Source organism: Streptomyces sp. NPDC045470, from assembly GCF_040646595.1.
In the GTDB taxonomy this organism is placed as follows: Bacteria; Actinomycetota; Actinomycetes; order Streptomycetales; family Streptomycetaceae; genus Streptomyces.
Genome location: NZ_JBEZAN010000013.1, coordinates 112,084 through 127,449, shown reverse-complemented (window position 1 = coordinate 127,449; position 15,366 = coordinate 112,084). Strand labels below are relative to the sequence as shown.

The following is a 15,366-nucleotide window of genomic DNA, read 5'->3' as shown; positions in this document are numbered from 1 at the left end:
CGCGACCGGACCCGGACGGCCCGGGTCACCGTCCCCGGACGGCCCCCTCACCGGGCCCGACCGGCCCTCTCCCCCCTGCCCCCTCCCGGTCCGCCCGGCACCTCCGGCAGTTGCTGCGTGGCGCAGTGGATGCCGCCCCCGCCCTCGCCGACCGCGTCGATCGCGATCTGCCGGATGTCGCGGCCCGGGTGCAGGTCACGCAGCACCCCGGCGGCCCGGTCGTCGGCCCGCCGGTCGCCGAAGCGCGGCAGGACCACCACGCCGTTCGCCACGTAGTAGTTCAGGTACGAGGACAGGAACTCCTCCCCCCGCTCACCGATCGCGTACGGATCGGGCTCCGCGATCTCGACGATCTCCAGTCGTCTGCCCCGGGCGTCGCGGGCCTGTGCGAGAACGCCGCGGGCCTGCTCGTACACCCGCGCCCAGACGTCCGGGCCGTCCCCGTGCCAGGGCCGGTTCAGGGCGACGACGCCCGGCTCCACGAAGCGCGCGACGGTGTCGACATGGCAGTCGGTGATGTCCGCGCCGCGCACGCCCGCGACCCAGATCACCCGGGTCACGCCCAGCGCCCGCTTCAGCTCCCGTTCGACGTCGGTCCGTGTCCTGCCCGGGTTGCGGTTGGCGTTGACCAGCGAACTCTCGGTGGCCAGCAGGGTTCCTTCGCCGTCGACCTCCACGGAACCACCCTCGGCGACGATCCCGGCCTCGACACGGGTGATCCCCTCGCGGCCCAGCAGCCCGCGGGCCACCTGGGCGTCGCGCGGGTGACGCTGCTTGCCGCCCCAGCCGTTGAAGTGGAGGTCCACGCCCGCCCGGCCGGGCCCCGGCGACGTACCCGGCCGGGTGACGAAGACCGGGCCGGTGTCACGTATCCACAGGTCGTCGACCGGCACCGGCACGATCTCGACCGCCGCACCGCACGCCCGGCGGGCCCGCCCTTCCTCCTCCGGACCGGCCAGCAGCGCCACCGGCTCGTACTCGGCGAGGGTGTGCGCCAGCCGCGCGATGTCCCGCTGCACGGCGGGAGCCTGGTCCTTCCAGAGGGAGTCGGCCGGCGGCCAGGCGAGGTACGTGGCGGCATGGGGCCGCCACTCGGCGGGCATCCGGGCCGGGACGGTCGCGGCGGCCGGCACGGCGACCCCGGGGGAAGCGGAGGCCCCGGAGGACCGGGGCGCCCGGGCGGCGTACGCGAAGCCCGTACCGGCGAGCGCTCCCAGACCGCCGAGCCCGAGCAGCCCGCGGCGCGTCAGAAGACGTCGAGGTCGGTTCATGACCGGCTGTTCTCCTCTCCGGGCCGCCCGCCGACGCCGGACGAGCCTTCCCTGGAACCTGACTGAAATTTCAGTCAGGACTTGTCCCGAACGTAGCACCGCCGAGAACCGATGGCGACCGGTTACCGCCGACCGGGCACCGAGTACGGTGGTCGACTGTGTCCGAGCGCCGACTGCAGATCCTGGAAGCCGCGACCCGCACCATCGCGCGGAGCGGCGTACGCGGCCTGCGGGTGGAGGAGATCGCGGCCGCGGCCGGCGTCTCCACCGGACTGATCTACTACCACTTCGGCGACCGGGCCGAACTGCTCCGCCGCACCCTGGACTTCATCGGCGAACGCGCCGAACGCTGCACGGCGCCGGACCCGGAGACCGTCCGCACGGCGGGCCCGCGCGCGCAGTTGAGGGAGATGCTGCTGCGCGAGCTCCAGGACGCCCCGGAGCTGGTGGAGAACAGCACCGCCTGGGGCGAGTTCCAGTCCAGCGCCATCTTCGACACCGGGCTGCGGGAGCAGTTGCGCGAGGCGACCCGGCAGTGGACGGACGACGTGGCCGACCTCGTACGGGAGGCACAGGCCGCCGGTACGGCCGACCGGAACGTTCCGGTGGCCGACGCCGCCGAGCGGCTGACCGCGCTGGTGGAAGGGCTCAGCACGCGCTGGCTCAGCGGCTCGGTCCCCCTGGAGCGCGCCCGCGAGCTGCTGCGCGGCGGCATCGAACGCGAGCTGGGCCCGGCGGCGGAAGAGGACTGAGGGCAGGGCACCGCGCCTGGACCAGTCCTGGGCCAACCCTGGACCAGCCCCGGATCGGCCCTGGACCAGTCCTTGGATCTGCCCCCGAGTCAGCCCCCTCGGCTCAGCCCCTGAATTCGCCCTCGGCGCGGCTACTGAATCCGCCCTAGATCAGCCCGTGCTCCCCGAGATAGTCCAACTGCGCCCGTACGGACAGCTCGGCCGCGGGCCACAGCATGCGGTCCACGTCCGCGTACACGCTCGCGACGACCTCCGAGGGCGTGCGGTACCCCGCCTCGACCGCCGTCTCGACCTGGGCCAGCCGGTTGGCGCGGTGCGCGAGGTAGAACTCGATCGCGCCCTGGGCGTCGCTCAGTACGGGCCCGTGACCGGGCAGGACGGTCGTGACGCCGTCGTCGACGGTCAGGGACCGCAGCCGCCGCAGCGAGTCCAGGTAGTCGCCCAGGCGGCCGTCCGGGTGCGCGACGACGGTGGTCCCGCGGCCCAGGATCGTGTCGCCGGTCAGTACGGCGGCGTCGGCCGGCAGGTGGAAGGAGAGCGAGTCGGCGGTGTGCCCGGGGGTCGGTACGACCCGTAGTTCCAGGCCACCGGTGGTGATCACGTCTCCGGCCGCCAGCCCCTCGTCGCCCAGCCGCAGTGCCGGGTCCAGGGCCCGTACCGGGGAGCCGGTCAGCTCGGCGAAGCGCTCCGCGCCCTCGGCGTGGTCCGGGTGACCGTGCGTCAGCAGCGTGAGGGCGACCCGCTTCCCGGCCCGCTCGGCGGCGTCCACGACTGCCTTGAGGTGGGTCTCGTCCAGTGGCCCCGGGTCGATGACGACCGCCACGTCGGCGTCCGGCTCGGCGACGATCCAGGTGTTGGTGCCGTCCAGGGTCATCGGGGACGGGTTCGGGGCGAGCACGCACCGGGCGCGGTCGGTGGCGGGTCCGGCGATGTCCCCTCCGCGGGGCCGGCCGGGCAGGGCGGCTGCGTACGTCATGCGGTGGACTCTCCCGTGGTCGTGGGCGGGCTCGTGGGCGGCGCGGTGCCCGGACCCCCGGTCGCGGGCGGCGCGACGGTGCCCGGCCCCCCGGTCGCGGGTGGCGCGGCGGTGGCCGGGCTCCCGGTCGCGGGCGGCGCGACCGGGGTGAGGTGCTTGGTGAACTCCTCGTGCCCCGGCCAGCTCAGGACCACCTCACCGTCCTTCAGCTCCGCCCGCGCGAGGACCGGTGTCAGGTCCTGGCCGCCGGCCGCGGCGAGGGCCTCGGCGGCCGTCCCGTACGCCTCCAGGCCACGCAGCGTCGAGATCGTCGGCGGCATCATCAGCAGCTCGCCGCGGTCGTAGCCCGCGGCGGCCTCGGCGGGGCGGATCCACACCGTACGGTCGGCCTCCGTGGAGACGTTCCGGGTGCGCTGGCCCTCGGGCAGCACCGCCACGAAGAACCAGGTGTCGTAGCGGCGGGGTTCGAACTCCGGGGTGATCCAGCGGGCCCACGCCCCCAGGAGGTCACTGCGCAGGACCAGGCCGCGGCGGTCCAGGAAGTCCGCGAAGGACAGTTCGTGGGCGACCAGTGCCGCGCGGTCCGCGTCCCAGTCGTCGCCGGTGGTGTCGGCGACCACGGTCCCGGCGGAGGTGCCGGCGAGCAGCACACCCGCCTCCTCGAAGGTCTCCCGGACGGCCGCGCAGACCACGGCCTGCGCCGCGGCCTCCTCGTCCGCCCCGAAGCCGAGCCGCCGGGCCCACTCGGCGAGTGAGGGCCCGGCCCAGGCCACCGGCCGCTCGTCGCGCGGGTCGACGGACCCGCCCGGGTAGGCGTACGCGCCTCCGGCGAAGGCCATGGAGGTACGTCTGCGCAGCATGTGGACGGCGGGACCACCCGCGTCGGTGTCCCGGAGCAGCAGCACGGTCGCGGCCCGGCGGGGCGCCGCCGGAGTCAGCTCGCCGTGCGCGAGGGCCCGGATGCGGGCCGGCCATTCCGGCGGATACCACTGGCCATTGGGGGTCGACGACATGGCCGGATGCTATGCGCTGGCGCGCGGATGTTCGAGGGGGCGCCTCTCCGGCCGCTGCGCGCGGGCGCCAGGGCCGGGTGCGGGATGGGTGCGGGTCCGGGCGTGAGGGCCGGGTGCGGAGCCGCGGGTACGGAAACGGGGCGGGTCCGGTTCCCCGGTCCCGCCCCGTCGTACTCGGTCACGTCCGGTCGTACGCCGTCATCCGGCCGTGGTCCGGCACACTCCGCCGTACTTCATCGTCCTCAGCCGTACGCGCTCGTACGTGCCCTCATGCGGTCACCCGCGGTCTTCCGCAGTCGTACGCGATCGCCCGACGTCAGTCCGCGACCTCGACCTGCATCTCGACCTCGACCGGCGCGTCGATCGGCAGCACGGCCACGCCGACCGCGGAACGGGCGTGCACGCCCTTGTCGCCCAGCACCTCGCCCAGCAGCTCGCTGGCGCCGTTGATGACGCCCGGCTGACCGGTGAAGTCGGGGGCCGAGGCGACGAAGCCGACGACCTTGACGACCCGCACGATCTTGTCGAGGTCGCCGACGACGGCCTTCACGGCGGCCAGCGCGTTCAGCGCGCAGGTCGCGGCCAGTTCCTTGGCCTGCTCGGGGCTGACCTCGGCGCCCACCTTGCCGGTGGCCGGCAGCGCGCCGTCCACCATCGGCAGCTGTCCCGAGGTGTGGACGTACGCGCCCGAGCGCACCGCGGGCTGGTACGCCGCCAGCGGTGGCACGACCTGCGGCAGCTTCAGGCCCAGCTCGGCGAGCCTGTCCTCCACCGCGCTCATGCCTGCTTCTCCCGCTTCAGGTAGGCCACCAGCTGCTCGGGGTTGTTCGGCCCCGGCACGACCTGGACCAGCTCCCAGCCGTCCTCGCCCCAGGTGTCCAGAATCTGCTTGGTCGCGTGCACGAGCAGCGGCACGGTCACGTATTCCCACTTGGTCATGGGGCCGAGCGTAATGCCTGTCCCGGCGGCGCGCGGACGCGGCGGCGCGGCCCGGGTGCGCGGCCGGTACGCGCCCCTTCCGCGCCCCCGGCGCACAACCCGACGCCGGTCCCGTGCGTAGCCCGCCGCCGGACTGGTTAGGCTCCTTGGCGTGAGCAGGCTCCATGTCGTCAGCGGCAAGGGCGGTACCGGCAAGACCACGGTCGCCGCTGCCCTCGCCCTCGCCCTGGCCACCGAGGGACGCCGTACCCTCCTGGTCGAGGTCGAGGGCCGGCAGGGCATTGCCCAGGTGTTCGAGACCGAGGCGCTCCCGTACGAGGAGCGCAAGATCGCGGTGGCCCCCGGGCCCGACGGAGGAGGTGTGTACGCCCTCGCCATCGACGCCGAACGGGCGCTCCTGGACTACCTCCAGATGTTCTACAAACTCGGCGGCGCGGGCCGCGCCCTGAAGAAGCTCGGCGCGATCGACTTCGCCACGACCATCGCACCCGGCCTGCGGGACGTCCTGCTGACCGGCAAGGCGTGCGAGGCGGTGCGCCGCAAGGACAAGCGCGGACGGTTCGTCTACGACGCCGTCGTGATGGACGCCCCGCCCACCGGCCGCATCACCCGCTTCCTGAACGTCAACGACGAGGTCGCGGGCCTGGCCAAGATAGGGCCGATCCATAACCAGGCACAGGCCGTGATGCGGGTGCTGAAGTCTCCCGAGACGGCGGTCCACCTGGTGACCCTGCTGGAGGAGATGCCCGTCCAGGAGACCGTGGACGGCGTCGCGGAGCTGCGCGCCGCCGGGCTGCCGGTGGGCGGCGTCGTGATCAACATGACCCGGCCCGAGGTGCTGGACACCGGCGAGGTCGACATCGCCGCCAACGGGGCGCGCAGGAGCATCGCCGAGGCGCTGGCCGAGGCGGGCCTGCGCGGCGGCCGCCGCGGCGCGGCCGGCGTGAAGTGGGCCGACGGGCTCATCGACCCCCTCCTGGAAGAAGCCCGCGAACACGCGCAGCGCGTCGATCTGGAGCGGGCCGGGCACGCCGAGCTGGCCGGTCTCGACCTGCCGACCTACGAGTTGGAGCTGCTCCCCGAGGGAGTGGACCTCGCCGGGCTGTACCGGCTCGCGCGAGACCTGCGGAAACAGGGGCCCATATGACCGCGGATGCAAGCCTCCCGGACGACAGCACGGCGGGCGCCGGCACTCCGGATGCCGGCGCCCCGGACGCCGGCACCGCGGCTGTCAGCGCCCCGGACGCCGGTGCCGCGCCGTCCCGGCACACCGCACCGTCCGCCTCAGGACACGGCGTGCTGCACTCCCCCGCCGCCCTCCTGGAGGTCGACCCGCTGCTCGACGATCCGCGCACCCGTATCGTCGTGTGCTGCGGCTCCGGCGGTGTCGGCAAGACCACCACCGCAGCGGCCCTCGGCGTACGCGCCGCCGAGCGCGGCCGCAAGGCCGTCGTGCTGACCATCGACCCGGCCCGCCGGCTGGCGCAGTCGATGGGCATCTCGGAACTGGACAACGTCCCCCGCCGCGTCAAGGGCATCGACGAGAGCGCGGGCGGCGAGCTGCACGCCATGATGCTGGACATGAAGCGCACCTTCGACGAGATCGTCGAGGCGCACGCGGACGCCGAGCGGGCCCGCGCCATCCTGGAGAACCCCTTCTACCAGTCCCTGTCGGCCGGTTTCGCGGGCACGCAGGAGTACATGGCCATGGAGAAGCTGGGCCAGTTGCGCTCCCGTGACGCGTGGGACCTGATCATCGTCGACACCCCGCCCAGCCGGTCCGCGCTCGACTTCCTGGACGCGCCCAAGCGGCTCGGGTCCTTCCTGGACGGCAAGTTCATCCGGGTGCTGATGGCGCCCGCGAAGGCCGGCGGGCGGGCCGGCATGAAGTTCCTCAATGTCGGCATGTCGATGATGACCGGCACCCTCAGCAAGATCATGGGCGGTCAACTGCTGCGTGACGTGCAGACGTTCGCGGCCGCCATGGACACCATGTTCGGCGGCTTCCGTACCCGCGCGGACGCGACGTACCGGCTGCTCCAGGCGCCCGGCACCGCGTTCCTCGTCGTGGCGGCGCCGGAGCGGGACGCGCTGCGCGAGGCCGCGTACTTCGTCGAGCGGCTGGCCGCCGAGCAGATGCCGCTGGCCGGGCTGGTCCTGAACCGGGTGCACGGCAGCGGCGCCGCCCGGCTCGGCGCGGAGCGGGCGCTGGCCGCCGCCGAGGCCCTCGCGGACCGCGACCGGGCCGCCGCCGAGGAACGGTCCGGCAACCGGTCGGAAAATCTTGACGGTGACGGCATTGTGGATCTAGCGGACGGGAAGGCTGACTCTCGTACCGCCGACGGCCACTCCCCCGCCGCGGCGGACCCACGGACAACGGACGACACCCCGTCGGCAGCACGGCTCGCTGCCGGGCTGCTGCGGTTGCACGCCGAGCGGATGCAGGTACTCGCCCGCGAGCGGCGGACGCGCGACCGCTTCACCGCGCTGCATCCCGAGGTCCCGGTCGCGGAGATCGCCGCGCTGCCCGGGGACGTGCACGACTTGGCGGGCCTGCGCGCGATCGGCGACCGCCTCGCCACCCAGGAACGGACGGACGACGACACCCGGCAGACCGAGGACTGACCAGAGGGCTGCCCCGAGGGCCGGTCGAAGAAGTGGCCGGAGAACTGACCAGAGGGCTGGCCAGGGGCCGTCCGGGTAAGACCCAGCCGCAGCACGGCCCTGTCGCCGCCCTGCTCCAGCCCTGACGCGGCCCTGTACGGGCCCCAAGAGGTCCCAGGGGAGAGGGACCAAGGACTTCACCCAGGAGCGGCGGAAACAGCGGACTACAGCGAACGCAGACAGCCTGAGCAACGATCCCCGCGTCTGTAACACCGCCCGGCCGACCGCTTGCACGCGCGCTCGCGCCTTTCCCGGTACCGAGTCGCCGAGTCGTCCCGTACGGACATGCCCGCACCGCCGTGCCGACACCGGTACCGCACACCGGCCGCGTCCGCGCGCCGGCCATGCCCGTGCACCGGGAACGTCCACCGCCGGTCAGGACCGCGCGCCGAACAGGACCGTGCGCTGGTCACGACCGCACAGCGTTCACGCCCGTACGCCGCCCGTTCCGGCCCACGCCGAATACGCCCGTCGACCGTCGGCCCACAGCAGACGGCTTACGACAGACGGCAGACGGCTACTGACGTCGTCTAGCCGACCGCGGCGTAGTCGTCGTACGTACCGTCGTAGCGGTCGCCGTACGCGTTGTCGTAGGTGTTCTCGTACGTCTCGTCGTCCTCACAGTCCACGGGCAGGATGCCGGTGCTGCGCTCGTATTCCGTACGCGCCGTCTCCAGCAGCCGGCGCCACGAGGTGACGGTCGGGCGGCGGCGCAGCAGCGCCCTCCGCTCGCGCTCGGTCATGCCGCCCCAGACTCCGAACTCCACGCGGTTGTCCAGGGCGTCGGCCAGGCACTCCGTCCGCACCGGGCATCCGGTGCAGACCGCCTTGGCCCGGTTCTGGGCCGCGCCCTGAACGAACAGCTCGTCCGGATCGGTGGTGCGGCAGGCTGCCTGTGTACTCCAGTCGGTTACCCAGCTCATGCTGGCGCCGTCCTCTCCCGAATCGAGGCTCCCCCACGGCGGCAAGCGGCATATTCACCGTTGCCAGTTGAGGACGTTACGGAAGGCGAGCAGGGCGCAACACCCCCTTCGGGCCCAATCTTGGATGGCCCGAACGGACTATGCGTACGCGGCAGATCACCCAACGGAGTGAGCCGGTGGCATACGCCACGTTCCCGGCGCCACGGGACAGTTCGCCACTGGCACAACGGATGTACGCCGACACATGCGGACGTACGGGGCGCCTCGCACCCGCGGAGGCGGGGTTGACGGACCGGCGTGATCCCTCTGCGGGCGCCGGCCGGGATCAGGTTAAACGAACAGATGCGCCCCTGTCCGGCGATTGAGAACGTAGCCACCTCGTGAAGTCGCACCGGCTGGTCGTCACCTGCGCCACTGCGGTCCCACCCCTGCCGCCGTGTCCGGCTCGTGCGCCGGGCCGGACAGCGGGGCCACCGGTCCCGATACGCGGATGTACCGACCCAGCCCCGCTCCCTCGGGCCCCCGCACACGAGGGCTTAGGCTGCCCTCATGGGTAAGAAGCGCGACGGCGGGGGTCTGACCAAGACCCAGCAGGCCGCTAAATTCCTGGGTGTCAGCGTCCTGGCCGGAGCGGTGCTGGCGGGCCTGGCCCTCCCCGCAGCCGGCGCGCTGGGCCTCGCGGCGAAGGGATCGGTCGAAGGTTTCGACGAGATCCCCGCCAACCTGAAGACTCCACCGCTGAGCCAGCGGACCACCATCCTCGACGCGAACGGCGGCGAGATCGCCAAGGTCTACTCGCGCGACCGCACCGTGGTCGACCTCAAGGACATGTCGCCGTACGTCCAGAAGGCGATCGTCGCCATCGAGGACGCGCGTTTCTACCAGCACGGCGCCATCGACCTGAAGGGCATCCTGCGCGCGGTCAACAAGAACGCGCGGTCCGGCGGCGTCTCCGAGGGCGCCTCCACGCTGACGCAGCAGTACGTGAAGAACGTCTTCATCGAGGAGGCCGGTGACGACCCGGACAAGGTCGCCCAGGCCACCCAGCAGACCATCGGCCGCAAGGTCAAGGAACTGAAGTACGCGATCCAGGTCGAGGAGGAGCTGGGCAAGCAGAAGATCCTGCAGAACTACCTGAACATCACCTTCTTCGGGCAGCAGGCGTACGGCGTCGAGGCCGCGTCCCAGCGGTATTTCAGCAAGCACGCCAAGGACCTGACCCTGGACGAGTCCGCGCTGCTGGCGGGCATCGTGCAGTCGCCGAGCCGGTACGACCCGGTCAACGACCCCAAGGAGGCGCAGCGCCGCCGTAACACCGTGCTGCAGCGGATGGCCGACACGAAGGCCGTCACCCAGGCCGAGGCCGACGCCGCGGCCAAGAAGCCGATCAAGCTGGACGTCAGCCGCCCCAAGAACGGCTGCATCACGGCCGGTTCGGGCGCCGGGTTCTTCTGCGACTACGTACGCGAGGTGCTGCTGAACGACCAGGCGTTCGGCAAGACCCGCAAGGAGCGCAGCAAGCGCTGGAACCAGGGCGGCCTGACGATCCGTACGACGCTCGACCCGCAGACCCAGCGGTCGATCCAGTCGGCCGTCACCGGCCAGGTCTACGCCAACGACCCGGTCGCCACCGCGGCGACGATCGTCCAGCCCGGCACCGGAAAGATCCTGGGCATGGGTCAGTCACGCCCGTACGGCTTCGGTCAGAACCAGACCCAGATGAATCTGTCCGTCGACCAGAAGATGGGCGGCGGCGCGGGCTACCAGCCCGGTTCGACGTTCAAGCCGGTGATCGCGGCGGCGGCCCTGGAGGCCGGCAAGGGCCCGGACCAGTCGTACTCCTCGCCGTACAAGATGCAGTACCCGAGCCCGGTCTCCACCTGCACCGGGCAGTGGACGGGCAACGACCCGGTCTCGAACGAGAACACCTCCGAGGTCGGCCCGTACAGCATGAAGGAGGCGACCGCGAAGTCGGTCAACACCTACTTCGTGCAACTGATCAGCGACATCGGGATCTGCCCGGTGACCAAGATGGCCGACAAGATGGGCATCAAGCGCTCCAACGGCAAGCCGGTGGAGCAGAGCCCCGCCATCGCGCTGGGCTCCCCCGAGGTCTCCCCGCTGACCATGGCCAACGCCTACGCGACCTTCGCCAACGAGGGCGTCCACTGCTCCCCGGTGGCCATCGAGTCGATCATCGACGCGACCGGCAAGGCGCTGACCGTACCGAAGACCAGCTGCCACCGTGCGATGTCCCAGCAGACCGCCAAGACCATCAACGCGCTGCTCAAGGGCGTCGTCGAGGACGGCACCGGCAGGCAGGCCGGCCTCCAGGGCCGGGACAGCGCGGGCAAGACCGGCACCACCGACAGCCGGTACGCGGCCTGGTTCACCGGCTACACCCCGAACATGGCCGGCGCGGTGTGGGTGGGTGACCCGGCTCACAAGCGGCGGATGTTCGACATCACCATCGGCGGCACCTTCCACGACAAGGTGTACGGCGCGGACACCCCGGGCCCGATCTGGCGCGAGGCGATGTCGGGCGCGCTGTCCGGCAAGCCCGCGCCGTCCCTGCCCACCGTCCCGCTCGGCGACTCCGACAAGAGCGACGGCAAGGGCGGCGGTGGCGGCGGCCGCCACGACCGGCCCGGCGGCGGGGGTGGCCACGGTGACGGCAAGCCGGGGGGTGGCTGGCACCTCCCCGGGTTCCCCGACCTGTTCGGGGGCTCGGACCGCTGAGGCGGCCCAGGCCGCTGAGGTGACCGAGGCGGCGATCGGGCAGGACGTACGAAGGGGCGCTCCCACCGGGTGGTGGGGGCGCCCCTTCCGTACAACGGCCGGGCCGGCGAAGCAGTGATCTTGCGGCCTGGGCTCACACCGTCCGAACTGCCTGGTCCGTCTGGACCGCGTAGCTCGCCTGGACCGCGTGGGCCCCTGGTCCGCCTGCCTCGCCCGCCTTCGCCTTCGCCTCAGCCCGCGAGCAGCTTCTTGACCACCGCGGCCACCCGGCCGCCCTCGGCCCGGCCCGCGATCTTCGGGTTCACGATCTTCATGACGGCGCCCATGGCCCGCGGCCCCTCGGCGCCGCCGCCCTTCGCCTCCGCCACGGCTTCGGCGACGATGTTCTCCAGTTCCTCGTCCGAGAGCGGCTTCGGCAGGTACTCGGCGAGCACCTCACCCTCGGCGCGTTCCCGCTCCGCCGACTCGGCGCGGCCGCCCTTGTCGAACGCCTCGGCGGCCTCCCGGCGCTTCTTCGCCTCCCGCGCGACGATCTTCTCGACCTCGGCGTCCGAGAGCTCGCGCGCCTCGGTGCCCGCGACCTCCTCCTTCTGGACGGCGGTCAGGGTGAGACGGAGGGTGGAAGAGCGCAGCTCGTCACGGGCCTTGATGGCCGTGGTGAGGTCGTCCTGCAGCTTCGACTTGAGCGTGGTCATGACGTCGAGTATGCCCGTACGCGGAGCCCTGCGCCCCACCATTACGTTCCGGTGTACGGGCGTGACGTGCTGATGGGCGGGTCCGACGTACTGAGGGGCGGGCGCGACGTACCGGAGGACAGGTGTGGCGCCGCCTGCCGGCGTCCGGCTGTCACGTATCTGCATACCGGTTGCCCCACACCTGCGTACGGGTGTGACGCACCGGAGAACGGGGCAGGACGTACCGATGGGCGATTCCCCCGCGCGCTCTGCCACGATGGGAATCATGCGCGCCCGTTACGGAGTCCCCCTGTCCCTCGCCGCGGCCGGTGCCGCGGGCCTGGCCTACGCCGCCGGATTCGAAGTCCGCTCCTTCAGACTGCGCCGGGTCACCGTGCCCGTACTGCCGCCCGGGATGCGGCCGTTGCGCGTCCTCCAGGTCTCCGACATCCACATGGTCAGCGGCCAGCGCAAGAAACAGCGCTGGCTCCAGTCGCTGGCCGGGCTGCGCCCCGACTTCGTCATCAACACCGGCGACAACCTCTCCGACCCCGAAGGTGTCCCGGAGGTGCTGGACGCGCTCGGCCCGCTCATGGAGTTCCCGGGTGCGTACGTCTTCGGCTCCAACGACTACTACGGGCCAAAGCCGCGCAACCCTGCCCGCTACCTGGTCGAAAAAGTTCAGAAGCGGCACGGTCTGAACGGCAACCCGCCCGTCGTCGGCGCCATCCACAACCCCTGGGAAGAGCTGCGTGACGCCTTCGACACGGCCGGCTGGGTCAACCTCACCAACACCCGCGGCCGCCTGAAGCTCGACGGCTCGGCCGGCGGCTTCGAGATCGCCCTGACCGGCCTGGACGACCCGCACATCAAGCGGGACCGCTACGCCCAGGTCGCCGGCGGCCCGGAGCCGGACGCCGACCTCTCCATGGCTGTCGTCCACGCGCCCTACCTGCGCACCCTCGACGCCTTCACCGCCGACGGCTACCCGCTGATCCTGGCCGGCCACACCCACGGCGGCCAGCTCTGCATCCCCTTCTACGGGGCCCTGGTCACCAACTGCGACATCGACACCGAGCGGGTCAAGGGCCTGTCCACCCACACCACGGCCTGCCACACCTCCTTCCTCCACGTCTCCGCAGGCTGCGGCACCAACCGCTACACCCCCGTCCGCTTCGCCTGCCCCCCTGAGGCGACGCTGCTGACCCTGACGGCACGGGACTAGAACGGTGGGTGGGGCTGGGCCCCGTACGGGCGCGGGCGGGTCGGTCCCCGTACGGGCCGAGCAAGGCCACAAGCCCCACCCCCTCCACCCGACCCACCAGCCCCCTCCCTCCTCTCCCCTCCCCCCTTCCTCCCCCGAATTCGCACACACCCTCCGCATCACCCCCCACTCCCGTCTAGCGTGGGGGGATGATCGACCCGACCAGCGCACGCGTCCCGAGCTCCCGTCCGCCCCAGGCCACCTCGCACGCCTCCACCCGGTACGCCCGGGGAGCGGCGGCCGCCTCGGCCCACACCCCGGCCTCCGCGGTCGTCCCTCCGGTCCGGCGCCCGCTGGCCGCCGCCTTCCGCCTGCTGATCGCCCTGGCCGCGCTGACCGGCCTCGTCCTGGACATCGCGATCACCCCGGACCTGGGCCGCCTCTTCAGCTACTTCACGGTCCAGACGAACATCGCGGTGGCCGTCTTCTTCGCCTGGTCCGCCTACCGCGCCTGGTCCGCCCGCCCCCCGATCTCCTCGCGCGTCAGCGGCGGCGTCCTCCTCTTCATATCCATCACCGGTCTCGTCTACCACCTGGTGCTCACCAACGACTCCAGCAGCTTCTCCATGACCGGCACCCCGGAACACGACACCGTCCGCACCGTCTCCACCCACCTCCTGCACACCGTCACCCCCATCGGCGCCGCCCTCGACTGGCTCCTCCTCACCGCCCCCCGCGGCTTCCGCTGGCGCTACGCCGCACAGTGGCTGGCCTACCCCTTCCTCTACCTCCCCTTCGCCCTCATCCGCGGCGCCCTCCTCGCCCCGGGCACCGAGGGCCGCTACCCGTACCCCTTCCTCGACGTCGACCTCCACGGCTACGCCGGCATCGCCCTGAACACCCTCATCTTCGGTTCCGCCTTCTACGCCCTCGCCCTGATCCTCATCGCGATCGACCAGGTCAGGCCCCACCCCCGTCGCCCGGAGAACCGGATTTCACCTTCGGGGATCGGTCCGCTAAAGTAGAGCTCGTTGCTTCGGGGTGTGGCGCAGCTTGGCAGCGCGCTTCGTTCGGGACGAAGAGGTCGTGGGTTCAAATCCCGCCACCCCGACTGAGAAGTAGCAGGTCAAGGGCCACCGACTCGCAAGAGTCGGTGGCCCTGACTCGTTTCCGGGGGCGGTGGGGAAAGTCGGGGGAGTTCACCGGGCGCAGTTGTCAGTGATGTATGACACAGCGCTGGGCCAACAGCGCTCCCACCTCCGTCCGCCGATGCAGTACAGACCGCCCGGCGCGGGTCGTGGTCAGCAGCCCTGCCGCGCGCAGAGCGGCGGTGTGGGCGGAGGCGGTGGGGTTGCTGAGGCCCAGGCGGCGGGCCAAGGCGGACGTGCTGTGGGGTTCGGTGAGGAGGGTGAGGATCGTGGCGCGGGTTCGGCCGAGGACGGCGGACAGGGCGGCGGTCGGATCTGTCGTGCCGGTGGGGGTGAGGGGGAGGCCGGGGCCTGCGGGGTAGGTGACGGTCACCGGCTGGTCGGGGTGGTCGCCGAGAAGGGGGTGGCCGGTCCAGTGGAAGGTGGGCAGGAGGAGGACGCCTCGGCCGTTGAGGGTGATGTTCCGGGTGGCGGGGGCGGGTAGTTCCCAGGTGGTGCCGTTCAGGCGGGACGTTCCGACGAGACGGGTCAGGGCGGTGGCTGTGCCGTGTTCGGCGGCGGTCAGGGCGTGGCGGGTGAACTCGTCCCGGTGGAGGTCCTGTACCAGGGGCCATACGGGGCGCAGGGCCGTTTCGAAGGCCGCCTGCTGAGCCCGGCGTAGGAAGCTCCGGGCGTCGCTGTCGCCGCGGTACAGGTCGCGGAGCCATGGGGGTGGCGGGCTGCCGCTCCCCTCGTACACCCGTCGCAACTCGGAGCGGATCAGGTCCTGTCGGGTGGCGCGTACGGAGTCCAGGCCCTCCGTGAGGGAGTCGCTGAACACGTCGAGGAAGCTGGGTGCTTGCCCTGCGGGGACCAGGTCGCGCAGGGGCAGGGTGGTGCGTGGCAGGGACCGGAGCAGGCGTTGCCTCCAGTGGCCGAAAAGCAACGGGTCGTCGCCGCACGCCAGCTTCAGGAAGGCGGTGTTCATCTCCTGCAAGGGCGCCGGCCGGGGCGCGAATCGGACCCGCGCGAAGTCGGCTGCGGTGAAATGGATACGGATCACTGGGTCCCCCGGTGGTCTCGT

The 15,366-nt window shown here is 72.0% G+C and carries 14 protein-coding genes and 1 tRNA gene; 7 read left to right on the top strand and 8 right to left on the bottom strand.

The window, feature by feature from the left end; genetic code table 11:
• Positions 1 to 47: 47 nt before the first annotated feature.
• Positions 48 to 1,271, bottom strand: a complete 1,224-nt coding sequence (locus AB0A97_RS29400) for an agmatine deiminase family protein (protein WP_361155485.1) — start codon at positions 1,269 to 1,271, stop codon at positions 48 to 50.
• A 158-nt stretch (positions 1,272 to 1,429) separates the two neighbouring features.
• Between AB0A97_RS29400 and AB0A97_RS29395 the strand changes: the two genes are divergently transcribed.
• Positions 1,430 to 2,023, top strand: coding sequence for a TetR/AcrR family transcriptional regulator (locus AB0A97_RS29395; protein ID WP_361155484.1), 594 nt, complete (start codon positions 1,430 to 1,432; stop codon positions 2,021 to 2,023).
• Positions 2,024 to 2,168: 145 nt separating this feature from the next.
• Here AB0A97_RS29395 and AB0A97_RS29390 read toward each other — a convergent pair whose 3' ends face one another.
• The 4 genes from AB0A97_RS29390 to AB0A97_RS29375 form a co-directional block, all read right to left on the bottom strand.
• Positions 2,169 to 2,999 (bottom strand): MBL fold metallo-hydrolase, encoded by an 831-nt coding sequence (locus AB0A97_RS29390; protein ID WP_361155482.1) that lies wholly within the window; start codon positions 2,997 to 2,999, stop codon positions 2,169 to 2,171.
• Positions 2,996 to 4,012 carry an NUDIX hydrolase gene (locus AB0A97_RS29385; RefSeq protein ID WP_361155481.1) on the bottom strand — a complete coding sequence of 339 codons (1,017 nt, stop codon included), beginning with the start codon at positions 4,010 to 4,012 and terminating at the stop codon, positions 2,996 to 2,998. The genes AB0A97_RS29390 and AB0A97_RS29385 overlap by 4 nt, the downstream gene beginning before the upstream one ends.
• Positions 4,013 to 4,328: 316 nt before the next feature.
• Positions 4,329 to 4,793, bottom strand: a complete 465-nt coding sequence (locus tag AB0A97_RS29380; protein WP_361155479.1) for a RidA family protein — start codon at positions 4,791 to 4,793, stop codon at positions 4,329 to 4,331.
• Entirely contained in the window at positions 4,790 to 4,951 is a 162-nt protein-coding gene (locus AB0A97_RS29375; protein WP_003981536.1) for a DUF4177 domain-containing protein, read from the bottom strand. The genes AB0A97_RS29380 and AB0A97_RS29375 overlap by 4 nt, the downstream gene beginning before the upstream one ends.
• Positions 4,952 to 5,102: 151 nt before the next feature.
• Between AB0A97_RS29375 and AB0A97_RS29370 the strand changes: the two genes are divergently transcribed.
• Positions 5,103 to 6,098 (top strand): ArsA-related P-loop ATPase, encoded by a 996-nt coding sequence (locus AB0A97_RS29370; RefSeq protein ID WP_361155477.1) that lies wholly within the window; start codon positions 5,103 to 5,105, stop codon positions 6,096 to 6,098.
• Positions 6,095 to 7,576 (top strand): ArsA family ATPase, encoded by a 1,482-nt coding sequence (locus AB0A97_RS29365; RefSeq protein WP_361155475.1) that lies wholly within the window; start codon positions 6,095 to 6,097, stop codon positions 7,574 to 7,576. Before AB0A97_RS29370 ends, AB0A97_RS29365 begins: the two co-directional genes overlap by 4 nt.
• Positions 7,577 to 8,145: 569 nt before the next feature.
• Here AB0A97_RS29365 and AB0A97_RS29360 read toward each other — a convergent pair.
• Complete coding sequence (locus AB0A97_RS29360) at positions 8,146 to 8,538, bottom strand: WhiB family transcriptional regulator (protein ID WP_361155473.1); 393 nt, start codon at positions 8,536 to 8,538, stop codon at positions 8,146 to 8,148.
• Between the two features lie 549 nt (positions 8,539 to 9,087).
• On the opposite strand from AB0A97_RS29360, the gene AB0A97_RS29355 reads away from it, so the two are divergent.
• Positions 9,088 to 11,277 (top strand): transglycosylase domain-containing protein, encoded by a 2,190-nt coding sequence (locus AB0A97_RS29355; protein WP_361155471.1) that lies wholly within the window; start codon positions 9,088 to 9,090, stop codon positions 11,275 to 11,277.
• Between the two features lie 230 nt (positions 11,278 to 11,507).
• On the opposite strand, the gene AB0A97_RS29350 is transcribed toward AB0A97_RS29355, so the two are convergent.
• Positions 11,508 to 11,972: a GatB/YqeY domain-containing protein gene (locus AB0A97_RS29350; RefSeq protein WP_031010044.1), complete on the bottom strand. Its 465-nt coding sequence runs from the start codon at positions 11,970 to 11,972 to the stop codon at positions 11,508 to 11,510.
• 265 nt (positions 11,973 to 12,237) lie between these two features.
• Here AB0A97_RS29350 and AB0A97_RS29345 point away from each other — a divergent pair, with 265 nt between their 5' ends.
• The 3 genes from AB0A97_RS29345 to AB0A97_RS29335 all read left to right on the top strand — a co-directional run bounded on the left by AB0A97_RS29345 (position 12,238) and on the right by AB0A97_RS29335 (position 14,266).
• A complete protein-coding gene (locus AB0A97_RS29345) occupies positions 12,238 to 13,176 on the top strand; it encodes a metallophosphoesterase (RefSeq protein ID WP_361155469.1) in 939 nt (312 codons plus the stop codon).
• A 188-nt stretch (positions 13,177 to 13,364) separates the two neighbouring features.
• A complete protein-coding gene (locus AB0A97_RS29340; protein WP_361155467.1) occupies positions 13,365 to 14,180 on the top strand; it encodes a Pr6Pr family membrane protein in 816 nt (271 codons plus the stop codon).
• A 12-nt stretch (positions 14,181 to 14,192) separates the two neighbouring features.
• Positions 14,193 to 14,266: transfer RNA gene (locus tag AB0A97_RS29335), tRNA-Pro, on the top strand.
• A 104-nt stretch (positions 14,267 to 14,370) separates the two neighbouring features.
• Here the strand turns inward: AB0A97_RS29335 and AB0A97_RS29330 are convergent.
• Positions 14,371 to 15,345: a winged helix-turn-helix domain-containing protein gene (locus AB0A97_RS29330; protein ID WP_361155465.1), complete on the bottom strand. Its 975-nt coding sequence runs from the start codon at positions 15,343 to 15,345 to the stop codon at positions 14,371 to 14,373.
• Positions 15,346 to 15,366: the final 21 nt, after the last annotated feature.

Bases quoted from the DNA above. Each gene is read 5' to 3' on its own strand.
- AB0A97_RS29400 (WP_361155485.1), bottom strand. From the start codon at position 1,271: ATGAACCGACCTCGACGTCTTCTGACGCGCCGCGGGCTGCTCGGGCTC.
- AB0A97_RS29390 (WP_361155482.1), bottom strand. From the start codon at position 2,999: ATGACGTACGCAGCCGCCCTGCCCGGCCGGCCCCGCGGAGGGGACATC.
- AB0A97_RS29385 (WP_361155481.1), bottom strand. From the start codon at position 4,012: ATGTCGTCGACCCCCAATGGCCAGTGGTATCCGCCGGAATGGCCGGCC.
- AB0A97_RS29380 (WP_361155479.1), bottom strand. From the start codon at position 4,793: ATGAGCGCGGTGGAGGACAGGCTCGCCGAGCTGGGCCTGAAGCTGCCG.
- AB0A97_RS29375 (WP_003981536.1), bottom strand. From the start codon at position 4,951: ATGACCAAGTGGGAATACGTGACCGTGCCGCTGCTCGTGCACGCGACC.
- AB0A97_RS29365 (WP_361155475.1), top strand. From the start codon at position 6,095: ATGACCGCGGATGCAAGCCTCCCGGACGACAGCACGGCGGGCGCCGGC.
- AB0A97_RS29360 (WP_361155473.1), bottom strand. From the start codon at position 8,538: ATGAGCTGGGTAACCGACTGGAGTACACAGGCAGCCTGCCGCACCACC.
- AB0A97_RS29355 (WP_361155471.1), top strand. From the start codon at position 9,088: ATGGGTAAGAAGCGCGACGGCGGGGGTCTGACCAAGACCCAGCAGGCC.
- AB0A97_RS29350 (WP_031010044.1), bottom strand. From the start codon at position 11,972: ATGACCACGCTCAAGTCGAAGCTGCAGGACGACCTCACCACGGCCATC.
- AB0A97_RS29345 (WP_361155469.1), top strand. From the start codon at position 12,238: ATGCGCGCCCGTTACGGAGTCCCCCTGTCCCTCGCCGCGGCCGGTGCC.
- AB0A97_RS29340 (WP_361155467.1), top strand. From the start codon at position 13,365: ATGATCGACCCGACCAGCGCACGCGTCCCGAGCTCCCGTCCGCCCCAG.